General features: G+C 66.6%; 23 protein-coding genes. 7 read left to right on the top strand and 16 right to left on the bottom strand.

From position 1 onward, the window contains the following. Positions 1–36 precede the first annotated feature (36 nt). Both G9373_RS12020 and G9373_RS12015 read left to right on the top strand, forming a co-directional pair. On the top strand, positions 37–210 hold the full coding sequence (locus G9373_RS12020; protein ID WP_005262874.1) for a hypothetical protein: 174 nt from the start codon (positions 37–39) through the stop codon (positions 208–210). Between the two features lie 33 nt (positions 211–243). Further along, positions 244–1,791, top strand: coding sequence for a trehalose-6-phosphate synthase (locus G9373_RS12015; RefSeq protein WP_043787817.1), 1,548 nt, complete (start codon positions 244–246; stop codon positions 1,789–1,791). Here G9373_RS12015 and G9373_RS12010 read toward each other — a convergent pair. The 14 genes from G9373_RS12010 to G9373_RS11945 form a co-directional block, all read right to left on the bottom strand. Next, complete coding sequence (locus G9373_RS12010; protein WP_005562670.1) at positions 1,761–2,771, bottom strand: NAD-dependent epimerase/dehydratase family protein; 1,011 nt, start codon at positions 2,769–2,771, stop codon at positions 1,761–1,763. The two genes, G9373_RS12015 and G9373_RS12010, sit on opposite strands and share 31 nt — an antisense overlap. Before the next feature lie 88 nt (positions 2,772–2,859). Further along, positions 2,860–3,684: a nuclear transport factor 2 family protein gene (locus tag G9373_RS12005; RefSeq protein WP_005562669.1), complete on the bottom strand. Its 825-nt coding sequence runs from the start codon at positions 3,682–3,684 to the stop codon at positions 2,860–2,862. Positions 3,685–3,686: 2 nt separating this feature from the next. Next, a complete protein-coding gene (locus G9373_RS12000; protein ID WP_005262880.1) occupies positions 3,687–4,205 on the bottom strand; it encodes a hypothetical protein in 519 nt (172 codons plus the stop codon). Further along, positions 4,202–4,945: a hypothetical protein gene (locus G9373_RS11995; RefSeq protein ID WP_054245867.1), complete on the bottom strand. Its 744-nt coding sequence runs from the start codon at positions 4,943–4,945 to the stop codon at positions 4,202–4,204. Before G9373_RS11995 ends, G9373_RS12000 begins: the two co-directional genes overlap by 4 nt. Continuing rightward, positions 4,942–6,357: an MlaD family protein gene (locus G9373_RS11990; RefSeq protein ID WP_133986084.1), complete on the bottom strand. Its 1,416-nt coding sequence runs from the start codon at positions 6,355–6,357 to the stop codon at positions 4,942–4,944. The genes G9373_RS11995 and G9373_RS11990 overlap by 4 nt, the downstream gene beginning before the upstream one ends. Next, complete coding sequence (locus G9373_RS11985) at positions 6,354–7,583, bottom strand: MCE family protein (protein WP_120659717.1); 1,230 nt, start codon at positions 7,581–7,583, stop codon at positions 6,354–6,356. Before G9373_RS11985 ends, G9373_RS11990 begins: the two co-directional genes overlap by 4 nt. Next, complete coding sequence (locus G9373_RS11980) at positions 7,580–8,872, bottom strand: MCE family protein (RefSeq protein WP_005262885.1); 1,293 nt, start codon at positions 8,870–8,872, stop codon at positions 7,580–7,582. The genes G9373_RS11985 and G9373_RS11980 overlap by 4 nt, the downstream gene beginning before the upstream one ends. Then, positions 8,869–9,924 carry an MCE family protein gene (locus tag G9373_RS11975; RefSeq protein WP_007300936.1) on the bottom strand — a complete coding sequence of 352 codons (1,056 nt, stop codon included), beginning with the start codon at positions 9,922–9,924 and terminating at the stop codon, positions 8,869–8,871. The genes G9373_RS11980 and G9373_RS11975 overlap by 4 nt, the downstream gene beginning before the upstream one ends. Before the next feature lie 2 nt (positions 9,925–9,926). Further along, positions 9,927–10,949, bottom strand: a complete 1,023-nt coding sequence (locus G9373_RS11970) for an MCE family protein (protein ID WP_005562660.1) — start codon at positions 10,947–10,949, stop codon at positions 9,927–9,929. Next, positions 10,946–12,121 (bottom strand): MCE family protein, encoded by a 1,176-nt coding sequence (locus G9373_RS11965; protein ID WP_054245865.1) that lies wholly within the window; start codon positions 12,119–12,121, stop codon positions 10,946–10,948. The genes G9373_RS11970 and G9373_RS11965 overlap by 4 nt, the downstream gene beginning before the upstream one ends. A 12-nt stretch (positions 12,122–12,133) precedes the next feature. Continuing rightward, positions 12,134–12,985, bottom strand: coding sequence for an ABC transporter permease (locus tag G9373_RS11960; RefSeq protein WP_005262888.1), 852 nt, complete (start codon positions 12,983–12,985; stop codon positions 12,134–12,136). 20 nt (positions 12,986–13,005) lie between these two features. After that, entirely contained in the window at positions 13,006–13,770 is a 765-nt protein-coding gene (locus G9373_RS11955) for an ABC transporter permease (RefSeq protein WP_005262890.1), read from the bottom strand. A gap of 578 nt (positions 13,771–14,348) precedes the next feature. After that, complete coding sequence (locus tag G9373_RS11950) at positions 14,349–15,266, bottom strand: 3-oxoacyl-ACP reductase (RefSeq protein ID WP_167115284.1); 918 nt, start codon at positions 15,264–15,266, stop codon at positions 14,349–14,351. A 104-nt stretch (positions 15,267–15,370) separates the two neighbouring features. Continuing rightward, positions 15,371–15,562 (bottom strand): ferredoxin, encoded by a 192-nt coding sequence (locus tag G9373_RS11945; RefSeq protein WP_005262894.1) that lies wholly within the window; start codon positions 15,560–15,562, stop codon positions 15,371–15,373. A 247-nt stretch (positions 15,563–15,809) separates the two neighbouring features. Between G9373_RS11945 and G9373_RS11940 the strand changes: the two genes are divergently transcribed. Genes G9373_RS11940 through G9373_RS11930 form a run of 3 tightly spaced genes read left to right on the top strand, consistent with a single transcriptional unit; the run spans position 15,810 to position 19,691 of the window. Next, positions 15,810–16,991, top strand: a complete 1,182-nt coding sequence (locus G9373_RS11940) for an acyl-CoA dehydrogenase family protein (RefSeq protein ID WP_005562657.1) — start codon at positions 15,810–15,812, stop codon at positions 16,989–16,991. Positions 16,992–17,001: 10 nt separating this feature from the next. Continuing rightward, positions 17,002–18,123, top strand: a complete 1,122-nt coding sequence (locus G9373_RS11935) for an acyl-CoA dehydrogenase family protein (protein ID WP_167115281.1) — start codon at positions 17,002–17,004, stop codon at positions 18,121–18,123. Further along, positions 18,120–19,691, top strand: coding sequence for a long-chain-fatty-acid--CoA ligase (locus tag G9373_RS11930; RefSeq protein ID WP_133986082.1), 1,572 nt, complete (start codon positions 18,120–18,122; stop codon positions 19,689–19,691). Before G9373_RS11935 ends, G9373_RS11930 begins: the two co-directional genes overlap by 4 nt. Before the next feature lie 41 nt (positions 19,692–19,732). Here the strand turns inward: G9373_RS11930 and G9373_RS11925 are convergent, their stop codons facing one another. Next, on the bottom strand, positions 19,733–20,848 hold the full coding sequence (locus tag G9373_RS11925; protein ID WP_005262901.1) for a nitronate monooxygenase family protein: 1,116 nt from the start codon (positions 20,846–20,848) through the stop codon (positions 19,733–19,735). After that, a complete protein-coding gene (locus tag G9373_RS11920) occupies positions 20,849–22,501 on the bottom strand; it encodes an acyl-CoA synthetase (protein WP_007300930.1) in 1,653 nt (550 codons plus the stop codon). A gap of 79 nt (positions 22,502–22,580) precedes the next feature. Here G9373_RS11920 and G9373_RS11915 point away from each other — a divergent pair, with 79 nt between their 5' ends. Further along, entirely contained in the window at positions 22,581–23,435 is an 855-nt protein-coding gene (locus tag G9373_RS11915; RefSeq protein WP_133986081.1) for a crotonase/enoyl-CoA hydratase family protein, read from the top strand. A gap of 173 nt (positions 23,436–23,608) precedes the next feature. Then, on the top strand, positions 23,609–24,568 hold the full coding sequence (locus G9373_RS11910) for a hypothetical protein (protein WP_043788335.1): 960 nt from the start codon (positions 23,609–23,611) through the stop codon (positions 24,566–24,568). The last annotated feature ends 70 nt before the right edge of the window (positions 24,569–24,638 follow it).

Here is a 24,638-nt window from a genome sequence, read left to right as displayed (position 1 = left end):
TGCGCGTGACGCAGCAGCAAGCCCGAGAGGACAAAGATGGCCGCGAAGACGACCGCCGAAAACGACATCGCGGACGAGGATCTCGAACCCCTAGCCGACGAGACCGCCCGCCAGGCGCAGCGCGTTGTCGCTGCATACGCCGAAGATGCCGACGAGTGCAGGATGCTGCTCTCCATGCTCGGAATCGGACCCACCAGCAAGCTCGACTGAGAATTTCGTCCACTTCGACTGCGAAGGAAGCCCGTGGCTGCCAGTTCGGAATCGTCAGCATCGTCATCACGCTCGACTTCTGATCCTGTGTCCGGGCAAGCCGACTTCGTCGTCGTCGCGAACCGACTCCCCGTCGACCTCGAACGCCTTCCGGACGGCACCACGCGCTGGAAGCGCAGCCCCGGTGGCCTCGTCACCGCGCTCGAGCCGATCCTGCGCCGCAACAAGGGCGCATGGGTCGGCTGGGCGGGGGTCGCGGACGCCGAGCTCGATCCCGTCGTCGAGGACGATCTCGAGCTCTACCCCGTTCCGCTGAGCGCCGCGGAGATCGCCGACTACTACGAGGGCTTCTCCAACGCCACCCTCTGGCCGCTCTACCACGACGTCATCGTCAAGCCCGAGTACAACCGCGACTGGTGGAACGCGTACGTCGAGGTCAACCGGCGCTTCGCGGAGGCCACGTCGAAGGCGGCCGCACACGGCGCCACGGTGTGGATCCAGGACTATCAGCTGCAGCTCGTTCCGAAGATGCTGCGCATGCTCCGCCCCGACCTCACCATCGGGTTCTTCCTGCACATTCCGTTCCCGCCGGTGGAACTGTTCATGCAGATGCCGTGGCGCACCGAGATCATCGAGGGCCTGCTCGGCGCCGACCTGATCGGGTTCCACCTCCCGGGCGGTGCCCAGAACTTCCTGTACCTGGCCCGCAAACTCGCCGGTCAGCAGACGTCCCGCGGCAACGTGGGCGTCCGCTCCAAGTTGGGCGTCGTGCAGGTGGGGTTCCGCACGGTGCGCGTCGGCGCGTTTCCGATCTCCATCGATTCGGGGCAGTTGGACGAGCAGTCCCGGTCCAAGTCGATCCGGGACCGCGCCAAGAAGATCCGCAAGGAACTGGGCAATCCCAAGCACATCATGCTCGGCGTCGACCGCCTCGATTACACGAAGGGCATCGACGTCCGCCTCGCCGCGCTGCACGAACTGCTCGACGAGCAGCGCATCGATCCCGCCGACACGGTGATGGTGCAGCTGGCCACGCCGAGCCGCGAGCGGGTCGACAGCTACGTGCAGATGCGCGACGACATCGAACGCAAGGTGTCGCGGATCAACGGCGAGTACAGCGAGGTCGGCCGGCCGGTGGTGCACTACCTGCACCGGCCGATCCCCCGCGAGGAGCTGATCGCCTTCTTCGTCGCCGCCGACGTGATGCTGGTGACTCCGCTGCGAGACGGCATGAACCTCGTCGCCAAGGAGTACGTGGCGTGCCGCAGTGATCTCGGCGGTGCGCTGCTGCTCAGCGAGTTCACCGGCGCGGCCGCCGAACTCCGTCAGGCGTTCCTGTGCAATCCGCACGATCTCGACAGCGTCAAGGACGCGATGGAGCAGGCCCTGAACCAGCCGAAGGAGGACGGCCGACGCCACATGCGGGCCCTGCGCAGGCAGGTCCTCGCACACGACGTCGACCGGTGGGCCAGGTCCTTCCTCGACGCCCTCGCTCACGGCGGCGCCGCCGGCCCGGCACTGATCGCTCCCGCCGAGGCTTCCGAGTCCGACTACAACGAGGACGCGACCGGGGAGAACTGACCGCCCCGGCTCAGCTGACCGGACGTCACCAGGAAGGCGACGAAGTCGCGGATCGTCTCGTCGGCGGGACGCGGAACGTAGCCGAGTTCGGACCGCGCCTTGGTGCCGTCGATGACGGGCGCCGCGAGCAGCGCCGCCATCGCCGACCGCGACAGCACGTCGGAGCCGAACCGGGTCCCGATCGGTTCGGCGATCGGCAGCACGCGTTCGATGACACTGAGTGGGAACGAGTACAGCGGCCCCCGACGACCCGCCGCACGCGCAGCCCTCCTCACGGCATCGTGCATGCCGAGCATGTGCCCAGAGATCAGATAGTTCTCACCGGTCCGGCCCTTCTCCCCGGCTGCGATCAGTCCGGCGGCGACGTCGCGGACGTCGACGAAGTCGAACCCGCCCTGCACCGCCGCGGGAACGCGGCCGCGAGCGGCGTTGCGCAGCAACGCGTTCACCCGCGACAGTCCATAGTCGACGGGCCCGTACACCCCGGTGGGATTGCAGATCACCGCGTCGAGCCCGGCCTCGACCACCTCGCGGAGTTCGATCTCGCCCGCCCATTTGGACCTGTCGTACACCGGGATCGACGCGTCGACGGACCGGGGCGAGTTCTCGTCGAGCGTCCCGCCGCAACTGCTCTGATCGAAGGAGTGCACGGAACTGCAATGCACCATCCGCCGAACACCCACTGCGAGAGCGGCTTCGGCGACGGTCCGGACGCCCTTGGTGTTGACGGTCCAGGCCAGATCGTCCTTCTGGGCGAGGGTGATCATCGCGACCAGGTGGTAGACCACCTCGGCGCCGTCCAGCGCCCGCTTCATGGATTCGACGTCGAGCACGTCGGCGTTCACCCACGTGACCCCGTATTCGGGTGCGTACCGGGAACGCACGCGGTCGATTGCGGTCACCTCGTGCCCCGCCTCGACCAACAGATTCAGCAGATTGTTGCCCACGAATCCCGCGGCGCCGGTTACTGCAACCTTCATCGACGACTCCCCGTTCGGTTGTGGCCCCGCCACGCAACGTCGTGCGTCGACAATCGGCCAGGAGACCCCGACAGTACTAGAACTTGTTTCATTTTGTGAAGGGGGTGACCGCCTCGACGAACATCCGCACTCGCGAGATCTCATGGGAGCGGTGCGCGAACTCCAGGAGGGCCACACCCTCCCACGCGGCCACGCGCACGGATGCCGTCACGGTGCGCCCCGCCACGATCATCTTGCTCCACTGCAGTTCACGGAGACTTCCCGCGAACTGAGCGCGAGAGAGCGGGGTACCCGGCGACAGCTCGAGAACCGCACCGGGAGCGAGCCTCTCCGACATCGCGGCCGTGTCCTGACTGCGGACGGCCACCAGAAATCCGGTGGCGGCGTTCCTACCCGGACGTCCGACGGTTCGCAGCCCTCGCATGAAACCCGTTACACCGAGTACGCCCTGATTCGAGAGTAGTTGCGGCGCCAGCTTCACCGACGCCGCCGCGCCCCGCCACCCCGCCCTGGCTAATTGGGCGATCATCACGGGCAGTTCCCAGTGCGCATACAACCCGTCGACGGCCACGACACCCGACTCCACCACGAGGTCGTAGCGCAGGTGCATCGGCACCGTCAGCACCACTCCCGTCGACATCCGGGTCTCCAGGTCGAGGTCTCGGACCACCGACATCCCGCACACCACGTCCCGCGTCACATGGAACGTGATCGAATTGGGGGCGATGAACGTGTCGTAGAACCGTTCGATCGCTGCCGTGCCGACGTGTGGCCGCGAGCCCACCGGGTCGTTGACCCGGGCGCCGTCCGAGAACAGCCCGACCCACGCGGCTCGGTCGTGCGCCGCGACCGCGGACGGTGAACGCCCAACGGCATCAAGCAGTTCCGCTACGGTCGGCGTGGGGTCCGGCACCGCTACACCGGGGTCAACTGATCGACGAGCCAGCGGTCGTCGACCTTCTGCAGCGACACCCGCACGCGGCTGCCCGACGTTCGGGCGTCGGGAGCGTCGGCGCTCGTCGTCGTCTGGTTGAGGTACAGCAGGACCACCGCCTCGTCGGGTGTGGTCGACACGGGCGCGGCGGCCTGTACCGACACCTGCACGGTGAGTTGCTTCTCCTTGGCGCCCGGCGCGATGGTCTCCTGCACGAGTGTGGTGTAGTCGTCGCGGAACGAGCCGGTGAGTCCGTCTGCGGCAGCAGCCAACTGGTTGTCGACGTCGGCGAAGTCGTACGCCAGCATCGCGACCGCCTGCTTGCCCGCGGCGTCGACGGCGTCGATGCGCGCCTGCTCCGAGAGTTGATCCTGCCGGTGGCCGTACCAGAGGAAGCCCACTCCGACGGCGAGCGCAACCACCACGACCGCGGCCGCGATCTTCAGCGCTGCCTGCTTGGTGACGGCGAACTTTCGCTTGTCTTCGTTGTTGTCGCTCATGGGACGAACTCCACCTTCGATGCGGTCAACTTGCCGTCGACGTCGCTGACCGTCACTCGCATCCGGAAGTCGCGCGGTGAGGGTTCCGGTTGCTCCTTGCTGCTCACCATCGTCCGGGCGGCCACCAGAACGTTCGCCGAGATCGAGGTCTCGCTCCCGTTCTCGACGCCGGCCTCGATGACCTGGCCCTCGGTGGTCACATTCGCGTCCTGCACGACGCCGACGAACGGATCCTCACGGCCCTGGAACTCTTCGAGGAACTGACCCGACGCGCCGGCGATGATCCGGTCGACGTCTTCCTTCGCGGTCCCGGGATGGATGGTCGTCAGGTTGAGCACCGTCTGCCGGGCCGTGTCGACGAAGGCCTGACGGCGATCGTCCCGTTCCCGTGCGGACTGTCGGTCGAGCAGCAGCATCACCGCCGCGACGACCAGTGCGACGATGACGACCGCGGTAACGCCCCACGCGAGCAACGACTTCAGGGGACGACGCTGCTTCGGTGCGCCGAGCGCCGGAGCGTCCTGGGATGCCGCCTTCGTCGTCGAGACCTTCTCCGACTCGGGCTCGGCTTTCGCGTCTGCCTGCTTGGCGAGGACCACCGGCTTCGGCGCCGCGGTCTCCCCCACCGGCGGGCCGGCGTGCCGGACTGCCCTTCGCCTACTCCGGTCCTTCGCCGCGGCCGTCTGCTCGGTCGCCTGCTCCGCGGAGTCGGTTGCGCGCTCGTCTGTGCTGGAACTCAAATCTGCTGACCTGTCATCATCGTCTGCCACGTCGAGTCCTTTCCCTGCACCGCCAGATCCGGTTGGGTGTACGTCTTTCCATCCGAACCAATGAAGCTACCGGTGGCCGGGTCGTAGGGCACGGCCGCGACCGGTGCACCCGCGGCGCCTTCGTAGGAACTCGGAACGGCTGTGTACGAGGGTACATCCGGCGGCATGATCGGCCCGTACGGCGGGTTGTTGCCCGACGCCTCCCAGCCCTCGCGGCACGCCTCGACCGTCGGCGCGCGACGTCCCGGGAACTCCATGCACGGCAGGTTCCGCGCGCCACGCACCACGGCCGGGTCGTCCGGAGCGGCCTTGCAGTACAGGTCGTTCGGTGTCGCGATCGGGTCGGTCTGATCTCCCGACCGGCGTTGCTCCGGGGGCAGGAATCCCGTCGTGCAGGCCGGCGGGTCGTGCAGTTGCAGCGCGAAGTCGACGATCGCGCCGTCCTCCACCGGCCCGCCTGTCGCCGCCGTCACGAGCGCCGCGGTCAGGGGCGGGTAGATGACCAGAACCTGCTCGATGCTCTTGTTGTAGATCACCCCGACCTGGCCGACGCTCACCAGGTTCCGCAGCAGAATCGGCAGTGTCGGCTGCAGGTCCTGGAACAGCTGGGTGGCCTCCTGCGCCGTTCCCGGGCCCTTTTCCAGCACCGACCGCAGGCTCGGGTCGCTCGCCCGCAACTGGTCGGTGAACGTCACCAGGTCCTGGGTCCACGACCGGATGGCGTCGCTGCTGACCGTCTGGGTGTCGAGCAGTGGGCCGACCTGGTCGATCAGGGCCTTCGTCGCGTCGCTGTTCGCGTCGGCTTCCTCCACGAACAACCGGGCCGAGTCGATGAGCCGCTGCAGGTCGGGGCCCGACCCGTTGAACGCCGTGAACGCCTCGTCGATCACCGTCTGCAACCTGGTGTCCGAAATACTCGCGAGCAGTTCGTCCGCCTGGTCGAGCATCTCGCCGACGTCCTGCGGAATGGTGGCACGATCCAACGGGATCACGTCGCCGTTCGCGAGGTACGGGCCGTCGGCCTCGGCGGCGCCGTCCCGGGGGATCAGATCGACGTACTGCTCGCCGACCGCCGACACGCTCTTGACTGCCGCGTCGACGTCGGCCGGAATCTTGTAGTCGCTGTCGAGCGACATCTTCGCTTCCACACCGTCGCCGGTGAGCGTCACGGTCTCGACGACACCGATGTTGGTGCCGCGATAGGCGACATTGGCGTGCGAGTAGAGCCCACCGGTGGACGGCAGTCGGACACTCACCTCGTAGCGCCCGACGCCGAACAGCACCGGCACCTTCACGTACTGGATCGACATCACCACGAGCCCGATGACGGTGAGAATCGAGAAGATGATCAGCTGAATGCGAACGAATCTCGTCATTCTCATGGTGTCGGCGCCCCTCCCAGTTGCGGCGGAAGGCCCGGTATCTGCGGCAGTCCTGGTATCTGCGGAAGCCCCGGAATCACCGGGGGTGCGGGTGCCGGTTTCGGAGCCGGCTGCAGGGGTGCCTGCAGCGGATCGCCCGACTGCCCGGCCACCCCGGCGAGCGATCCCACGGCGCCCTCGACGCCGCCGAGCGATCCGCCGAGGCCGGTGCCGGTCAGGAAGTTGCTGTCGACGCGTTCGTTGGTCATGTCGATCGTCATCATGAGGTTCGCGTAGTCACCCTGAATCGCCTTGTCCATCGTCTTCATCGGGAAGGGGTACGTGAGCATCAGGGTCAGCACCTCGGTCAGCGCGCTACCCGAGTTGGCGAGTTCACGCAGCACCGGTGTCAGGTTTGCCAGGTTCGCTTTCAGTTCCTCGCCGCTGTTCTCCACGAGACGGGAAGCGGTGTCGCTGAGCTTGCCCACCTCGACCAGCGCGGTGGTGAGGTTCTGCCGTTGGGTGACGAGCACTTCCAGCGCGGGCGGGATGCCGTCCAGCGCCGCGTCCAGGGTGGCCTTCTGCTCGTTGACGGTGCCCGCCAGCCGGTCGAGTCCCTCCATCGCGCCGATGATGTCTCCGCGCTGCTGATCCAGGCTCGTGACGAGCTGGTCGAGCTGCGGGAGAAGATCCCGGATCGAGTCCTCCCGGCCGCCCAGTGCGGCGTTGAGTTCCTGGGTGATGTCGTGGATCTGGGCGATGCCGCCACCGTTGAGTACCACCGACAGTGACGACAACGTCTGCTCGGTGGTCGGGTAGGCGCCCGCCCGCTCGATGGGGATCACGTCGCCGTTCTCGAGCCTGCCCTCGGGCTCGGTGTCGGTCGGCGGAGCCAGTTCGAGGTGCTGCGAGCCGAGGAGGCTGGTCTGGCCGATCTTGGCGGTCGCGTTGGCAGGCAGTTGGACGTCGCCGTTGATCGAGACGGTGACCAGTGCGTGCCAGTCCTGCACGTCGATGCCCGTCACCGAACCCACCGTCACGTCGTTCACGCGGACTGGCGAGTTCTGCGACAGCGTCGTGACATTGGGCATCTGGATCTCGACCGTGTAGGCGTCGTCGCCCTGCCCCTCGGTGCCCGGCAGCGGAAGCGAGTTCAGCCCTTCCCACTCGCACCCGGTCAGGGTGAAGGACAACGTGATCGCCACGGCCGCGATGGCGCCGCGACGCACCCGTGTGTGCTTCGTCATCGCCCACCTCCCGGCTGCAGCAGATCGTTCAGGTCCTTGGGCACGGCGACGGTCGGCATCCCGGCGAGGGTCCCGGTCATCGGCGGCGCGGACCGCGGAGGTACGGAGGCCTCGAGACTCGGCGGGGTGAATTCGATCTGGTCGGGGAAGGCGTTCACACCCGTCGTCGGGTTGGTGAGTATGGGCAGGTAGTTCGCCGTCAGCGAGTTCAGGACCGGCGACAGGTACTGGGTGCACAGGTCCGCGCTCCGGTTCGCCTCGTTGGCCTGCAGGCTCTGGATGGCACCGCACATGAAGTTCACAGGGTTCCCGAAGTTCGCCATTGCGACCGCACCGACCAGTGAACCCTGCGCCGGCTTGTAGATGTTGCTGAAGTTGGCCAGCGCCGTGGGCGCGACGTGGAGCACCTGCTCGATCTGCGGCCTCTTGTCGGCGAGCACCTGGGTGGCGTCGGCCAGGCGGCCGACCTGTTCGCTGAGACTTGCCCGGTTCTCCACGACGAACCGGTTGACGTCGCCGAGTGCGAGGTCGAGATCGTTCAGGGCGGTTCCGAGTTCGTCGGAGTTGGTGGCAAGCATGTTCGACACGGACGCGAGCCTGCCCTCGAACTGGACGATCTGCTCGTTGCTCGACGAGAGAGCCGCCACGAACGTCTGCAGGTTGCGGATGGTGGAGAACAGGTCGGTCCGGCCGTCGGACAGGGTCCGCATGGTCTCCGACAGTTCCCGCAGCGTGTTCCGCAACGACTCTCCGTTGCCGTCGAGGTTGTCGGCCGCGGTATCGATGAACGTGCCGAGCGAGCCTTGCGGGTCGGCGCCCTGCGGTCCGAGCGCCTCCGACAGCTTGTTCAGCTCGGTCTTGATCTCGTCCCACTCCACCGGGACGGCGGTGCGCTCCACGGGGATGCTCGCACCGTCGCCCATCGTCGGCCCACCCGCGTACACGGGTGTGAGCTGGACGAACCGTCCCGACACCAGGCTGGGTGCGACGATGACGGCCTTCGCGTCGGCCGGAATCTCGACGCTCTTCTTCACGTTCATCGTGACCCGCGCGAAGTCGGCGCCGGGCTCGATCGAATCGATCGTCCCCACCTTCACACCGAGGACGCGGACGTCGTCGCCCGAATACAGCCCGGTGGTCGCCGGGAAGTACGCGGTGATCGTGTTCTGGAAGAGTTTGGGCACGAACATCACTGCGGCGCCGACGATCAGCACCACCACGACCGCCGCGACGCCGCCGCGGATCAGCCACTTCTTCCGCGTGTTGGTGATTTCCGGGTTCGTCGTCATCGCGGCGGTTCCCTCAGCTCGATGGACGGACCTGTCTGCAGGTAGGCCTGGAGGTCGTTGGGGAGATGCTCCGGCCACGTCACCGCGTCGCTGAGCCCCTGGAACAGGTTGCCGATGCCGATGTTGTAGACGTACGCCATGAAGAACGGGCCGCTACCGACCGACTCGCCGAGCTGAGTGGCGTACGGCGCGAGGCCGTCGAGAGCCTGCGAGATGTTGTCCTTGTTCCGCTGCAGGACGTCGACCACCGAGTTCAGCTTGTCGAGCGTCGGTTTCATCTGCTCCTCGTTGTCCTGGACCAGTCCCGTGAGCTGCCGGGACACCGCGGAGATGTTCACGATCAGCTGGCTGATCGCCGTGCGGCGACGGTCGAGCTCGCCGAACAGCTGGTTCCCGTCGACGATCAGCGAGTTGATCTGCCCGCTGCGCTCGGCGAGGATTCCCGTCACGTTCTCGGCACGCGAGAGCAGCTGTCGCAGCGTCTCGTCCCGCGAATTGATGCTCTCCGACAGGCGGGACAGGCCGTCCAGTGCGGTGCGCAACTCGGGCGGTGTGTTCTCGAGAGCGCCGGACATCGCGTTCAACGCGTTGTTGACCTCGTCGGTGTCGAGTTCGGAGACGGTGTTCGACAGATCGCCGAGCGCGTCGTTGAGAGAGTACGGAGAGTTGGTGCGCTCCAACGGAATCGTCGAGCCCACCGGCATCGTGTCGTACCCGAGCGGGGTGACGGCCAGAGACTTGCGTCCGAGAACGGTGTTCGTCTTGATGTTCGCTTCGGTGGCGTCGCCGAGGGCGACGCCGTCCTGGATCGTGAACGTGACGAGCACGTGCTGACCGTCGAGTTCGACCTCGGCGACCTTCCCCACGTCGACGCCGGCGAGCGTCACCGTGTCGCCGGTCATCAGCCCACCCGCGTCCTCGAAGTAGGCGGAGTACTGCGTTCCGCCCGAAAGGAATTGCAGCTGATCATATTGCAGGGTGGCGATCACGATCATGCTCGCGATGGCGACACCGATGATTCCCACCTGTACGGGATTACGTTCGCGCTTCATGGCTACGGTGCACACCTCCCTGCCGTCTGACCGCCCGGCATGTTGAGGAGCAGATCCGATCCGTCCGGGCCGGAGAACTTGAACTTGACCGTGCAGACGTACATCTGGAAGAAGCTGCCGTACGTGCCGATGCGGATGAGCCGCCGGTAGGCGTCGGGCAGATTCTGGAGCACCCAGTCGAGGTCGTCCTCCCCCGCCTGGAGCTGAGTTGCGGTGCGATTGGCCTCGGCGATCGTGCTCTGCAACGGTGGCCGCACACCTTCGAGCAGATTCGCGAGATCCCCCGTCGCCCCGGCGATGCGGGGAATGGCGTCACCGATCTGATCGCGGTCCTGGGACAGCCCGCTGACCAACTGCTGCAACTGGTCGAGCGTCGACCGGAACTGATCGCCGCGGTCGTTGATGGTGCCGAGGACCTGGTTGAGGTTCGTGATCACCTCGCCGATCAACTGGTCCCGGTCGGCCAGGGTGTTCGTGAACGAACTCGTGCTCCCGAGGAGCGAGACGAGCGTTCCGCCCTGCCCCTGGAACACCTGGACGAGGGCCTGGGACAGGTCGTTGACCTGCTGCGGGTCCAATGCCCGCAGCAACGGTTTGAACCCACCCAGCAGAAGGTCGAGATCGAGTGCGGGAGAGGTGTTCTCGACCGGGATGGATCCACCGTCCGGCAGGGGTTCCACCGATCCGGCACCTTCGAGAAGTTCCATGTACCGGTCGCCGACGAGGTTCTCGTACCGCACCGTGGCCTTGGTCCCGTCGAACAGCGAGTACTTGGTGTCGACGGTGAAATCGACGTCGGCGAGGTTGTCGTCGTCGATGCTCACCTTCTCGACGGCGCCGACGGGGACGCCGGCGATGCGCACCTTGTCGCCGGGCTTGAGCCCGGACACGTCGGTGAACGTGGCGTGGTAGCCGTCGGAACTGCTGAACCGGTACTGGCTGAACACCAGGGCGAGTCCGGCGAAGATCACCGACATCACCGTCGCGAAGATCAGCAGTTTGACCGTGGTCGCTCGCACAGTCACTGCCCACCCTGCCCGGGGTACACGCCTGCGAACAGCAACTGGAACACCTTGGGCAGGTGCACCTGGACTTCCGTCGACGGCACGAACGGCACCGTTCCGGTGTCGGCCACGACGAAGTTCGCATGCTTGCTGAGATCGGGGTTGGGAAGACCGTGGCAGTTCGGCCCACCTGTCGCGTTCACTTTCGGCAGGTCCTTCGGATAGGTGTATGGCTCCTGCCCGTACATGAAGCTGGCGCTCAGCGCGATACCCGGCTGATTGCCGCCGATGAGCTGTTCGGCGAGGGGGATCACGTTGTTCAGGCCGACGATGAAGCAGGAGATCTCGGGCGAGTACTCGGCCAGCAGATCCGTCGTCGGGAGCAGCAGGTCGAGGGAGGAGTTCAGGTTCTGCTCGTTCTCGGTCAGCACGGTGTTCGCCGTGTCGGCCAGCCCCGTGACGTTGAGCAGGACGGCATCCAGGTTGTCCTGTTCGTCGACGACGGTGGCGCTGGTGGCCGTCGCGTTGTCGAGTACCCGCAGCAGATCCGGTGCGGTGTCGGCGTACACGTCGGTGACCTGCGCGGCCTTCGCCAGATCTTCCTGCAGCTGAGGCAGACTCGGATTCATCTTCGCCAGGTACCTGTCGCTCTGCTCGAGCAGGGCGCCGAGTTCTTCGCCGCGTCCGCGCAACGCCGAGGAGATGGCCCCGAGCGTGGCGTTCAGCTTCTCCGGCTGCACCTGGGTCAGTACGTCGGACAGGTGCTGGAAGACCGTGTTGAACTCGACGGTGACGTTGTCGGACGCGATGACGGCCCCCGGCTGGAGATGGGTGGACGCCGGGTTCTCCGGCATCACGAAGTTGACGTACTTGGCGCCGAACACGGTGGTGGACTTGATCTCCACGGTGGCGTTGGAGGGTATCAGCGACATCATGTCGGGATACATCGCCAGTTTCAGCTCGGCGCCGTCCGTCACGTGCTCGATGGAGCCGACGCGGCCGACCTCGACGCCGAGGAGCTTGACCTTGGCGTCGGGTTCCATCACCAGCCCGGAGCGATCCGACGTGACGGTGACGGGCGTGGACTCGCTGAAGGTTCCGTTGAACATGGCCAGTGACACACCGATGATCGCGAGAAGACTCACGACGAGGACGAGTGCCGCGAGCTTCTTCTTCCCACCCGAATCAGTCATCTACCGGCACCCCTATCCCGAAAGGTTGAAGTTGCCGGACCCGCCGTAGATGGCGAGCGAGATGAGCAGGGTGACGGTGACGACGGCGATCAGCGAGGAGCGCACCGCGTTGCCGACGGCCACACCGACACCGACCGGACCGCCCGAGGCGTTGAAACCGTAGTAGGTGTGGATGAGCATGATCGCGATCGCCATGACGATGGCCTGGGCGAACGACCACAGGATGTCCGTGGGTATCAGGAACGTCGAGAAGTAGTGGTCGTACACGCCGGACGACTGGTCGTACAGCACCACCGTCGCGAACCGGCTGGCCATGAACGACGCGATCACCGCCAGGGCGTACAGCGGGATGATGGCGATCATGCCCGCCATGACACGTGTGCTGACCAGGTACGGGATCGACGGGATCGCCATCGTCTCGAGCGCGTCGATCTCCTCCGAGACGCGCATGGCGCCGAGCTGGGCGGTGGAGCCGGCGCCGATGGTGGCCGCCAGCCCGATGCCCGCGATGACCGGTGCCGCGATACGCACATTGATGAAGGCCGCGAAGAAGCCGGTGAGGGCTTCGACGCCGATGTTGCCGAGCGAGCTGTAGCCCTGCACCGCGATGGTGCCGCCGGTGAACAGGGTCAGGAAGCCGACGATGACGACCGTTCCGCCGATCACGGCGAGAGCACCCGTGCCCATGCTGATCTCGGCGATGAGCCGCAGCGTCTCCTTCGGGTAGTGCATCAGGGCGCGGGGCGCCCATCCGATGGCACGCGCGAAGAACAGCGCCTGCTCACCGAGCCGGTCGATCGAGCGGGACGCCGACGCGAACCGTCTGCGAGTTCGGGGAAAGCGCCCGGCCGCCGCTAGTGCCATCTACTCCACCACCATGTCGATCACCCTGCCGTCAGCTTGATGCCGACGGCGGTGACGAGAACGTTGACCACGAAAAGGGCCATGAACGAGAACACGACGGTCTGGTTGACGGCGTCACCGACGCTCTTCGCGCCACCCCTGACGTTCAGGCCGAGGTAGGCGGCGACGAGGCCGGCGATCATGCCGAACAGACCGGCTTTGACTTCCGAGATCACGAGCTCCCCGAATCCGGTGAGCAGGGTGATGCCGTTGACGAACGCACCCGGGTTGACGTCCTGGATGTAGACCGAGAAGACGAAGCCGCCGAGGATGCCGATGGTGCAGACCAGCCCGTTGAGCAGGAGCGCCACGACGGTCGACGCCAGCACTCGTGGCACGACCAGGCGGTGGATCGGATTGATGCCCAGCACCCGCATCGCGTCGATCTCTTCGCGGATGGTGCGGGCGGAGAGGTCTGCGCAGATGGCGGTGGCGCCTGCACCAGCGACGATGAGCACGGTGACGATGGGACCGACCTGGGTCACGGTGCCGAGAGCGGCGCCGGCGCCGCTGAGGTCGGCGGCGCCGATCTCACGGAGGAGGATGTTGATCGTGAAGCTCACCAGCACCGTGAACGGGATGGCCACCAGCACGGTGGGCACCATCGAGACCCGGGCGACGAACCACGCCTGGTCGACGAACTCGCGACGCTGGAAGGGCCTCGAAAAGACTGCCCTCAACGTTTCGCCCGACATCGAGAAGAACCCGCCGACCGCACGCAACGGCACCTCGAGGAGGTCTACCATCCGTCCTCCTCGTCCATGATCTCGCCCAGCACCGACTGTCAGTTCGAGCCCAGCCCCCCGGCGGTCTGTGACTCAGGTCATATTAACTAGAACGTGTTCACCTGTCAAAGGTGGTCACTCATCAGCATGAATCGTCCCACATTCAGCACGCCCCGAGGGCCGAATTCGACCGAAACGCCGGGCGTGCCTCCGTCCGAGCAAACTTGACAATTCGCGCCGAGCGGAAATCCGAGTAGCGGACCTAAGATGTTATAGCACAAGCACTTTGAGTGAGGATGACAGTACTCCGACGAACTCCGGAATCGTTCCCTGCCCCAGCTCTCGGCGACCGCACACGGAGGCCGGAACCGGGAGCTCCCGGGCCGGATGGGCAGGCTCGATCGAACTGCTCGACGACAGCAGAACTAGAACACGATCTAGTCATATCCGGCACACCTCTCGAACACCCCACCACGGTCACCCGGCCCCCGTTCCGCCGCTCTTCAGTTGCCTTCAGTATCGCCCATCGCGGGCGCATTACCTGCGGAAACGACACGGAAACAACCTTCGTGTCGGTTCTTCGGCCCCGGAGACGCGGATCAGCCCAGTTCGCGTAGCGCCGCGGAGGCCGAGAACATGGTGGCAGGATCCCGATCCCCGAAGTAGTTCCCGAGTTCCGCCGCGAGCGCACCGGGTGTCCACCGACCGTCCACGGCATCGAAGCGCCGCTCCACGACCGGTGCCGCCATCAACGCCACCATCGGGCCGTAGACGACGAAGACCTGACCGTTCACGGAGTCGGCGGCGGGCGATGCGAGGTAGGCGACCAGCGCGGCCACATGCTCGGGCGACAACGGGTCGACCCCCTCGGCCGGCGCCTCTCCGAAGACGTTCTCCGTCATCGACGTGCGGGCGCGGGGGCAGATCGCGTTGGCTCGGACGCCGTACCGGGACAGCCCACGGGCCGCCGACAGCGTGAGCGCCGTGATGCCTGCTTTGGCGGCGCCGTAGTTCGCTTGCCCCTCGGGGCCGAGCAGTCCTGCCTCGGACGAGGTGTTGACGATGCGCCCGTATACCGGCGCGCCGGCCTCCTTGGACTTGCCCCGCCAGTACGACGCGGCTGCGCGGCACAGCAGGAAGTGGCCGCGCAGATGAACCTTCAGCACCAGATCCCAGTCCTCGTCGGACATGTTGAACAGCATGCGATCCCGCGTGATGCCCGCATTGTTCACCAGGATGTCGAGGCTGCCGAGCCGGCTCTGCGCCGCCTCCATGATCGCGTCGGCGGTGGACCGTTCCCCGATGTCGCCTGCCACGAATTCGACCTTCGCGCCCAGACCCCGGATCTCCTCGAGCGCGGCCTCCACGGCGTCGTTCGCAACCAGGTCGTTGACGACGACGGACGCACCCGCGCGGGCCAATGCGATCGCCTCGTACTTCCCGAGGCCGGATCCGGCGCCGGTCACGACGGCGACCTTGCCGTCCACGTTCACATCGCGGTCAGCCACAGCATTCATGAACACGCTCTCCCGGTTCTGTGCACTCGCCGCAGGTCGCGAACCACGACACGGCGGTAGGTCGACGTCACTGTAGAACGTGTTCTCATTCCGGGCAACAATCCTCAGGGGTGCTCGGTGAGTGCGGCCCTCGGACACTGGGCGATCGCCGTACGCACGTCTTCCTCCCGGTCAGCGGGAGGAACGGCACTCGAAATGTGCAGCTGATCGTCGTCGTCGAGCTCGAAGATGTCGGGTGCGATCCCCACGCACACGCCATTGGCCTCGCAACGGTCGAAATCGACTCTGACCTCCATGGCAACCCTCACTTCTCCTCGTCTCGTCACTCGCGGATCCGGGTGCCGCCGGGCTGCGGCACACTCCGTTCCTGCGATAACACTAGAACCTGTTCCAGTCGTGTGCAATGATTCGTTCCACGACTGCGAGCACGCCTACCGGGCACGCTCCGGGGCCGGCCGGGGCCGGCTCCGCGAATGCACCGCAGAGACTGGAACCTGTGCCAGATTTCAGCTGATTCCGCTCTCGGACTGGAGAGGTATTTCGATGCACATCACCTACACACCGCAGCAGCAGCAGCTGCGGGAAGAGCTGCGCGCGTACTTCGCGAAGCTGATGACGCCGGAGCGTCGAGAGGCACTGGCCGCCACCACCGGCGAATACGGCGAGGGCAACGTCTACCGCGACGTCGTCGCCCAGATGGGCAGGGACGGCTGGCTGACGCTCGGGTGGCCCAAGGAGTACGGCGGCCAGGAACGGTCGGCCATGGAGCAGCTGATCTTCACGGACGAGGCCGCCATCGCCGGCGCCCCGGTCCCCTTCCTCACCATCAACTCGGTGGCGCCGACGATCATGCACTTCGGCACCCCCGAGCAGAAGGCGTTCTTCCTGCCCCAGATCTCGGCCGGCGAACTGCACTTCTCCATCGGCTACTCCGAGCCCGAAGCGGGCACCGACCTCGCCAGCCTCCGGACCACCGCCGTCAAGGACGGCGACGATTACGTCATCAACGGCCAGAAGATGTGGACGAGCCTGATCGCGTACGCCGATTACGTGTGGCTGGCGTGCCGCACCGATCCCGAAGCCAAGAAGCACAAGGGCATCAGCATGCTGATAGTCCCGACCACCGCCGAAGGCTTCTCGTACACCCCGGTCCACACGATGGCGGGTCCGGACACGAGCGCCACCTACTACCAGGACGTGCGGGTTCCGTCGTCCGCGCTGGTCGGCCCCGAACACGGCGGCTGGGCACTGATCACCAATCAGCTCAACCACGAGCGCGTCGCCCTGACATCCGCCGGGCCGGTCCTCACCGCCCAGCGTGAAGTGCGCGAATGGGCGCAGAACACCAAGTTGCCGGACGGGCGCCGCGTCATCGACCAGGAATGGGTGCAGATCAATCTGGCTCGGGTCCACGCCAAGGCCGAGTACCTCAAGTTGATGAACTGGGAGATCGCCTCGTCTACCGACCACGCGCCGGGCCCGGAAGCGGCGTCGGCCAACAAGGTCTACGGCACGGAGTTCGCCACGGAGGCGTACCGGCTGCTGATGGAGATCCTCGGACCTTCGGCCACGCTGCGGCAGAACTCCCCCGGGGTCCTGCTGCGCGGGCGACTCGAACGGATGCACCGGTCGTCGCTGATCCTCACGTTCGGCGGCGGAACCAACGAGGTGCAGCGCGACATCATCGCCATGACCGCCCTCGGCCTGCCCCCAGCGAAGCGTTAGGACTACGACAATGGACTTCACCCCCACCGAGGCCCAGCAGGACCTGGCCGGCCTCACCCGAGGAATCGTCTCGGACCTCGTCACCAACGACCGGCTGCGCGAACTCGACAACGCGGAGGACCGCATCGATCGCCGGCTGTGGTCCGCGCTCGCGTCGTCCGGCGTTTTGAGCGCCGCGCTGCCGGAGTCGGTGGGCGGCGACGGTTTCGGCGTTCTCGAGCAGTGCAGCATCCTCGTCGAACTGGGCCGCGCCGTCGCGCCGGTGCCCTATCTGTCGTCGATCGTGATGGCGGCAGGGGCGATCGCGAAGTTCGGAACCGAACGGCAGCGTTCCGACTGGGGCACTCCGGCCGCGCGTGGCGAGAAGATCCTCACCGTCGCCCTCGACGAGGAACTCAACGACACCCCGGGGGCGCCCGTCACGCGGGCCGAACGCGGCGCGAGCGGCTGGACCCTCGACGGCACCAAGATCGTGGTCGACGCGGCGCCGTCCGCCGACCTCTTCCTGGTCCCGGCGACCACCCCGGACGGTGTGGCCGTCTTCCTCGTCCGCCCCGACGACGCCGGAGTGACCGTCACCCGCCAGCAGACCGTCGATCTGGCCAGCACCGGTGAGGTGACCCTCCGCGGAGTGTCGCTGACCGAGGACCGCGTGCTCGGTGCCGTCGACCAGGGCGGCGAGATCGTGGACCGGCTCGTCGAGCGCGGCTCGCTCGGCGCCTGCGCGTACCAGTACGGCGTCCTCGACGAAGCCCTGAAACTCACTGCGGCCTACGCCCGCGAGCGGGTGCAGTTCGGTCGGCCCATCGGCAGTTTCCAGGCCGTGGCCCAGCGACTCGCCGACGGTTACATCGACGTGAAGGGCGTCCGGCTCACGCTGTGGCAGGCGGCGTGGCGGCTCAGCGAGGGCCTGCCCAGCGAAGGCGACATCCAGACCGCCAACTTCTGGGCGTCCGACGCCGGACACCGGGTGGCCCATACCCTCGTCCACGTCCACGGTGGCGTCGGACTCGACGAGGACCACCCCGTGCATCGGTACTTCCTCGCGGCCAAGGCACTCGAATTCCGGCTCGGTTCGGCCACGCAGCAGTTGCGGATCCTCGGCGCCGAACTGGCCACCGTCCCGGCATGACCGCCACGCTCGCGCGCACGGTATCGGATCTGCTCCTGGGCGTCGCAGAATCGGACGCCCAGGGGCTGTACTTCGAGGACCGGTTCCTGTCGTGGTCCGAACACGTGCGGGCGAGCCTGCGGCGCGCCGCGATCCTCGACGACCTGCTCGATGCACAGCGTCCCCGGCACTTCGGTGTCCTGATGGACAACGTTCCCGAGTTCTCGCTCCTCGCCGGGGCGGCGGCGCTGTCCGGCGCCGTGCTCGTGGGGCTCAACACCACTCGACGCGGGGCGGCGCTGGCCCGCGACATCGCGCTGGCCGACTGCCAGGTGGTCTTCACCGAATCCGGCCGGTCCGCGCTGCTGGACGGTCTCGACCCCTGCGTTCCCGTCGTCGACGTGGATTCACCGGACTGGTCCGCGCTGCTCGCCGGCGAGCGCCCCGAATTCACGCCGAGGGCCGCCGCGGCCGACGACCTGTTCATGCTCATCTTCACGTCGGGCACGAGCGGCGATCCGAAGGCGGTGCGCTGCACCCACGCGAAGATCACCGGACCCGGCATCATGCTCGCCGAACGCTTCGGGCTGACCCCGGATGACGTCGTCTACATGTCGATGCCCATGTTCCATTCCAACGCCATGATGGCGGCATGGTCCGTGGCGCTCGCGGGACACAGCTCGATTGCGCTGCGGCGCAAGTTCTCCGCGTCCCACTTCCTGTCCGACGTGCGGAAGTTCGGCGTCACGTACGCCAACTACGTCGGAAAGCCGCTGTCGTATGTGCTGGCTACCCCGGAGATGCCCGACGACGCCGACAACACACTTCGGGTGATGTACGGCAACGAGGGGTCCGCGCCCGCTGTCGCGGCGTTCTCGCGCCGCTTCGGCACCGCGGTGGTCGACGGATTCGGCTCCACCGAGGGTGGTGTCGCCATCTCCGCCGGCCCCGGGACGCCGGCAGGCTCCCTCGGCAAGCTCCCCGAAGGCATCGCGATCCTCGACCCCGAGACCGGCGATCCTTGTCCCCCAGCCGAATTCGATTCCGCCGGCCGAGTGGCCAACGCCGAGGCCGCGACCGGTGAACTCGTCAACGTCGCGGGGTCGGGTGCGTTCGCGGGCTATTACAACAATCCCGAGGCCGACGCCGAGCGGATCCGCGACGGCAAGTACTGGAGCGGCGACCTCGCCTACCGGGACGCCGACGGATACGTGTACTTCGCGGGACGCAGTTCCGGATGGTTGCGCGTCGACGGCGAGAACATCGGTTCGGCACCCATCGAACGCATCCTGATGCGGTACGACGGCTTCGCCCAGGTGTCGGTGTACGCGGTGCCCGATCCCGACGTCGGGGACCGGGTGATGGCGGCCGTCGTCCCGACGCGTGACTTCGATCCCGCGGCCTTCACGAGCTTCCTCGACGCGCAGTCCGATCTGGGTCCGAAGCAGCGCCCGAGCCTGATCCGGGTGTGTGCCGAGTTCCCGCGGACCGCCACGTTCAAGGTCCTCACCCGCGTGTTGAGCGCCGAGGCCGCCAATTGCACCGATCCGGTGTGGGTCCGCGGCGGAACCGGCTACTCCCGCAGGTGAGTGGCAAAGTGTGCTGACGCATACTTTGCCACTCACATCGGCTACCGGAAGCTGTCGAGGCGGGACACCGCCGAGTCGAAGCCCTTGACGAGTTCGTCCATCACCTCGGCCACCGGACGGATCTCGTTCATCCGGCCGACGATCTGTCCCACCGGCATCGCGACGACATCCGGGTTCTCCGACGCGGCGATCCGCTGATGTGCCTCGCTGACCAGCAGATTCTGCAGCGGCATCGGTAGCGGTGCCGGCGCGTCCGGCTTCGACCAGGCGTCGGTCCACTTGGTCTTGAGCAGGCGCGCGGGCTTACCCGAGTAGATCCGGGACCGCACCGTGTCGGCGGACGTCGCACCGAGCAGGGCGCGCTGGATCGCGGACGGCCCCTCGGACGACGCGCTGCCGAGTTTGTACTCGGAGGTGGTGAGCCAGTACGACCCCATCCACACCCCCGCCGCCCCCAGCGACAGCGCAGCCGCGACCTGACGTCCGCTGCCGATACCACCGGCCGCGAGGACCGCGGCGGAATCACCGATGGCATCGACGATCTCGGGAACCAGCACCATCGACGCGATCTCACCGGTGTGCCCACCGGCCTCGTACCCCTGCGCGATGACGATGTCGACACCGTTCGCGACGTGCCTGCGCGCGTGCTCGACGGCGCCGGCCAGCGCGGCCACCGGAACGCCCTTCTCGTGGGCCTGGTCGATGACATCCTTCGGCGGCGAACCGAGGGCGTTGGCGATCAACGCAATTCGATGATTCAGGGCGACGTCCACGTGCGAGCGCGCCACCGAGTGCAGCCAGCCGAGCACACCGGTCGCGTGTTCGGCGCCCGAATCCAACGGCGGCACCCCCAGCTCGGCCAGGGTCCGGTCGACGAACGCGCGGTGTTCCGCGGGGATCAGCGACTCGAGGTCCACCGACGTGCCCTCGGTGGGAACCTTGGCGGGCATCACGATGTCGACGCCGTACGGCTTGCCGTCGGTGTTCTCGTCCATCCACGACAGGACGGCCTCGAGTTCCTCGGGGTCGTTGAACCGGACGCAGCCGAGTACACCCAGACCGCCGGCCCGGGAGATCGCCGCGGCGACGTGTTCGGAGGGAGTGAACCCGAAGACCGGGTACTCGATGCCGAACTTCTCGCTCAAACTCGTGTGCATTTACGCGCCTTTGCTTTCGGGCGAACCGTTGCCGTTGTGGTCGTCGGCCGGACGGGTCTCGGTCTGTTCCTTGGCCCAGCGGTAGTCGGGCTTACCCGCCGGTGAGCGCTTGATCTCGTCGACGAACCAGAGGCTGCGCGGAACCTTGTATCCGGCAATCTCCTTGCGTGCCGCGTCGGCGATCTCGTGCAGGCTCGGGCGCGCCCCGCCTCGGGCCTGGATGACGGCGGCGACCCGCTGGCCGAAGCGTTCGTCGGGGATGCCGACCACGATGGCGTCGAAAACGTCGGGATGCGACTTGAGCGCGCCCTCGACCTCCTCGGGGAAGATCTTCTCGCCACCGCTGTTGATGGACACCGAACCGCGGCCGAGCATCGTCACCGTGCCGTCCGCCTCCACCTGCGCGAAGTCGCCGGGGATCGAGTAGCGGATGCCGTTGATCTCCTTGAACGTGGCTTTGGTCTTCTGGTCGTCCTTGTAGTAGCCGATGGGGATGTGCCCCTTGCGCGCCAGGATCCCGATCACGCCGGAGCCGGGTTCGACCGGGTTGCCGTCCTCACCGAGAACGGACGTGGACGCGTCGATCTTCACCGTCGGGCCGCCGCCGTGCGAGTCGCCCTTCGCGACCACGCTGAGGCCGCCGAAACCGGTCTCGGACGACCCGATCGAATCGGTGATCATCCGGTTGGGCAGCAGCTCGAGGTACTTCTCCTTGATGCTGGGCGAGAACAGCGCCGCCGAACTCGCCATCAGGAACAGCGACGACAGGTCGTAGGGTTCGCCGCTCGCCTTGTCGCCCTCCACCAGCGCGTCGAGCATCGGTCGCGCCATCGCGTCGCCGGTGATGAAGATGAGGTTGACCTTGTGCTGATCGACGATCCGCCACACGTCGTGGCCGTCGAATTCGGGGTGCATCACGCACTTTCCGCCGCCGAACAGACTCTGGAACACCGCCCACTGGCTGCCGCCGTGGATCATCGGCGGGATCGGGAAACGGGTCATGCCGGGGCTCTCGGCGCCCAGCTTCGCGAGGTCCCACTCGTCCTCGACGTATTCCCCGGTCATGAAGTTGATGCCGCCACCGAGAACCCGCCAGACGTCCTCGTGACGCCACATGACGCCCTTGGGTTTGCCGGTGGTGCCACCGGTGTAGAGCATGTACAGGTCATCGTTGCTGCGCTCGCCGAAGTCGCGGTCGGGGGAACCCTGCGCCAGAGCGGCCTCGTATTCGATGCCTTCGTAGTCGAGATCGGTGCCGTCCTCGACCACGACGGTGGTCTTCAGGAGCGGCGTCTCGGGGAGCACGTTCGCCACCTTGTCGGAGTAGCGGCGCTCGTGAACGAGCGCGACCATGTCCGAATTGTCGAAGATGTATTGCAACTCGTTCTCGATGTACCGGTAGTTGACGTTCACCATCACGGCACGGATCTTGAAGACCGCCACCATCGCCTCGATGGCCTCGATGGTGTTCCGGCAGTAGATGCCCACCTTGTCGCCGGGCTGGACACCCTGTTCGCGCAGGTAGTGGCCGAGGCGATTGGCCCTCTCCTCCATCTGCGCGTACGTCACTTCCCGGTCGTCGGACACCAACGCGACGCGGTCCGGAACGAGGTCGATTGCGTGCTCTACGAGGTCTGCGATATTAAGGGCCACGTCAACAAAGTAGAACGTGTTACCGTTTCTGGCAAGACCCAATTTGAGAGCCAGCTCACACACCCTTCGGGAGACTTCAGTGTCCTCTACAACGACCGAGAAATCCGACATTTCGGCACAGTCGCCGCACTGCCTCGTGGAGAAGCGCGGGCACGTCCTTATCGTGACGATGAACCGCCCCGAGGCGAAGAACGCGCTGTCCGGCGAAATGATGGCGATCATGCGGGACGCGTGGGATCAGGTCGACTCCGACCCGGACATCCGGGTCGCCATCCTCACCGGCGCAGGCGGCGCATTCTGCGCGGGCGCCGACCTCAAGGCCATGACGTCGCAGCACCCCGGCGACTCGTTCTCGGGCGCGGGCGAGCGGAGCGAGGGAAAGAATTCGTCGGGCTGGGACCTGTCGAAGATAGAGGCGCTCCTGAAGGGACGGCGCCTCACCAAGCCCCTCATCGCCGCAGTCGAGGGTCCCGCCATCGCCGGCGGCACCGAGATCCTGCAGGGCACCGACATCCGAGTCGCCGGAGAGAGCGCCAAATTCGGTGTCTCCGAAGCCAAATGGGGACTCTTCCCCCTCGGAGGCTCCGCCGTGCGCCTCGTCCGGCAGATTCCGTACACCGTCGCCGCCGACATCCTGCTGACCGGACGTCACATCAAGGCCCCCGAGGCCAAGGAAATCGGCCTCATCGGGCACGTCGTCCCCGACGGTCAGGCCCTCGACAAGGCCCTCGAACTCGCCGACCTCATCTCCGCCAACGGCCCCCTCGCCGTCCAGGCGATCCTGAAGACCATCCGCGACACCGAAGGCATGCACGAGGAAGAGGCATTCCAGATCGACGCCGCCCTCGGCACCGAGGTCTTCACGAGCGCCGACGCGAAGGAAGGCCCCCGAGCCTTCTCCGAAAAGCGCGCGCCGAAATTCGAGGGCCGCTGACCCCGGGTGCACTAGTCCCGGGCGAATGTGCCTTTCGGCGCATCTGAGGCGGCGAGAGGTACATTCGGCCAGGATGTGAGGGTTATCCACAGCCCCCTACTTATCCACAGACCTCACCAAATCGCCTGGTGACCAGACCTGCCGCCGACAGCGAGTGCGTCATCATCGACTCCATGCGACGGGGAGAGTGGGGGCATCGCCTCGAAGACCTGTACGGAGTGAGCCGGTCCGGAATCATCCGCACCGCCGAGTTGAGGCAATGGGGCGTATCGAATTCGGCGATCGACGCTCGATGCCGTCCGGGCGGGCCGTGGCAACGCATCCTTCCGGGTGTCGTGATGCTCGGCAACGGCCACCCGACCGCGCGTCAGCGTGCCGTGGCCGCGATCGTGCTCAGCGGCCAGAACGCAGTCCTCACCGGGCGAGCAGCGCTGCACGAATACGGCTACGGAACGTCGTACTCCGGCGACGCCCATGTTCTGATCGCCACGCACCGGCGCGTGCAGTCCACGGGCTTCGTCCTCGTCGAACGTACGACGCGGTTGCCCGTGCCGGTGACACGCAACGGGCTTCCCTGCGCACCGCTTCCACGCGCGTTGCTCGACGCAGCACGACGGTGCCGCACCCTGGACAGCACTCGATCCCTCATCGCCGAGGTGATCCAGCGAGGCGAGGTGAGCGTTGCCGAGCTGATCGCGGAGTTGGACTCGGGTAGTGGCCGGGGTGCAGCACTCCCCCGGACAGTGCTGCGCGAAGTGAGTGCCGACGTCCACTCGGTGTCCGAGGCCGAAGCCCGCAGACTATGGCTGCGCAGCGGACTGCCCCGAATGGTTTTCAACCGCAAGATCGTCGACGCCGACGGACAGTTCATCGCCATGCCGGACGGATGGATCGACGACGTCGCATTCGCCTGGGACATCGACTCACTCGACTGGCATCTGGCACCGAAGGCGTACAAATCGACCGTCGAGCGCCGCACCCGGATGCAGAACCACGGCATCATCGTGCTGCCGACGCTACCGAGCGCCGTCCGTGACGACCCCGACCGCGTGATCGCCGACCTCCGGTCGCACTACCAGCTGGCGTCGTCCCGCCCCCGGCCGGAGGTCCGGATGCTCAGAGCGCCCGGGTGAATGCGCCGTTCAACGCCTCAGGTGCGCCGAAAGGTACATTCGCCCGGCCAGGGGGGCGGGACGGGAGCGG

This window comes from Rhodococcus sp. A14 (genome assembly GCF_011603105.1).
Taxonomy (GTDB): Bacteria; Actinomycetota; Actinomycetes; order Mycobacteriales; family Mycobacteriaceae; genus Rhodococcus_F; species Rhodococcus_F opacus.
Note: the sequence above shows the minus strand (reverse complement) of the source record. Positions and strands in the feature narration are given on the sequence as shown.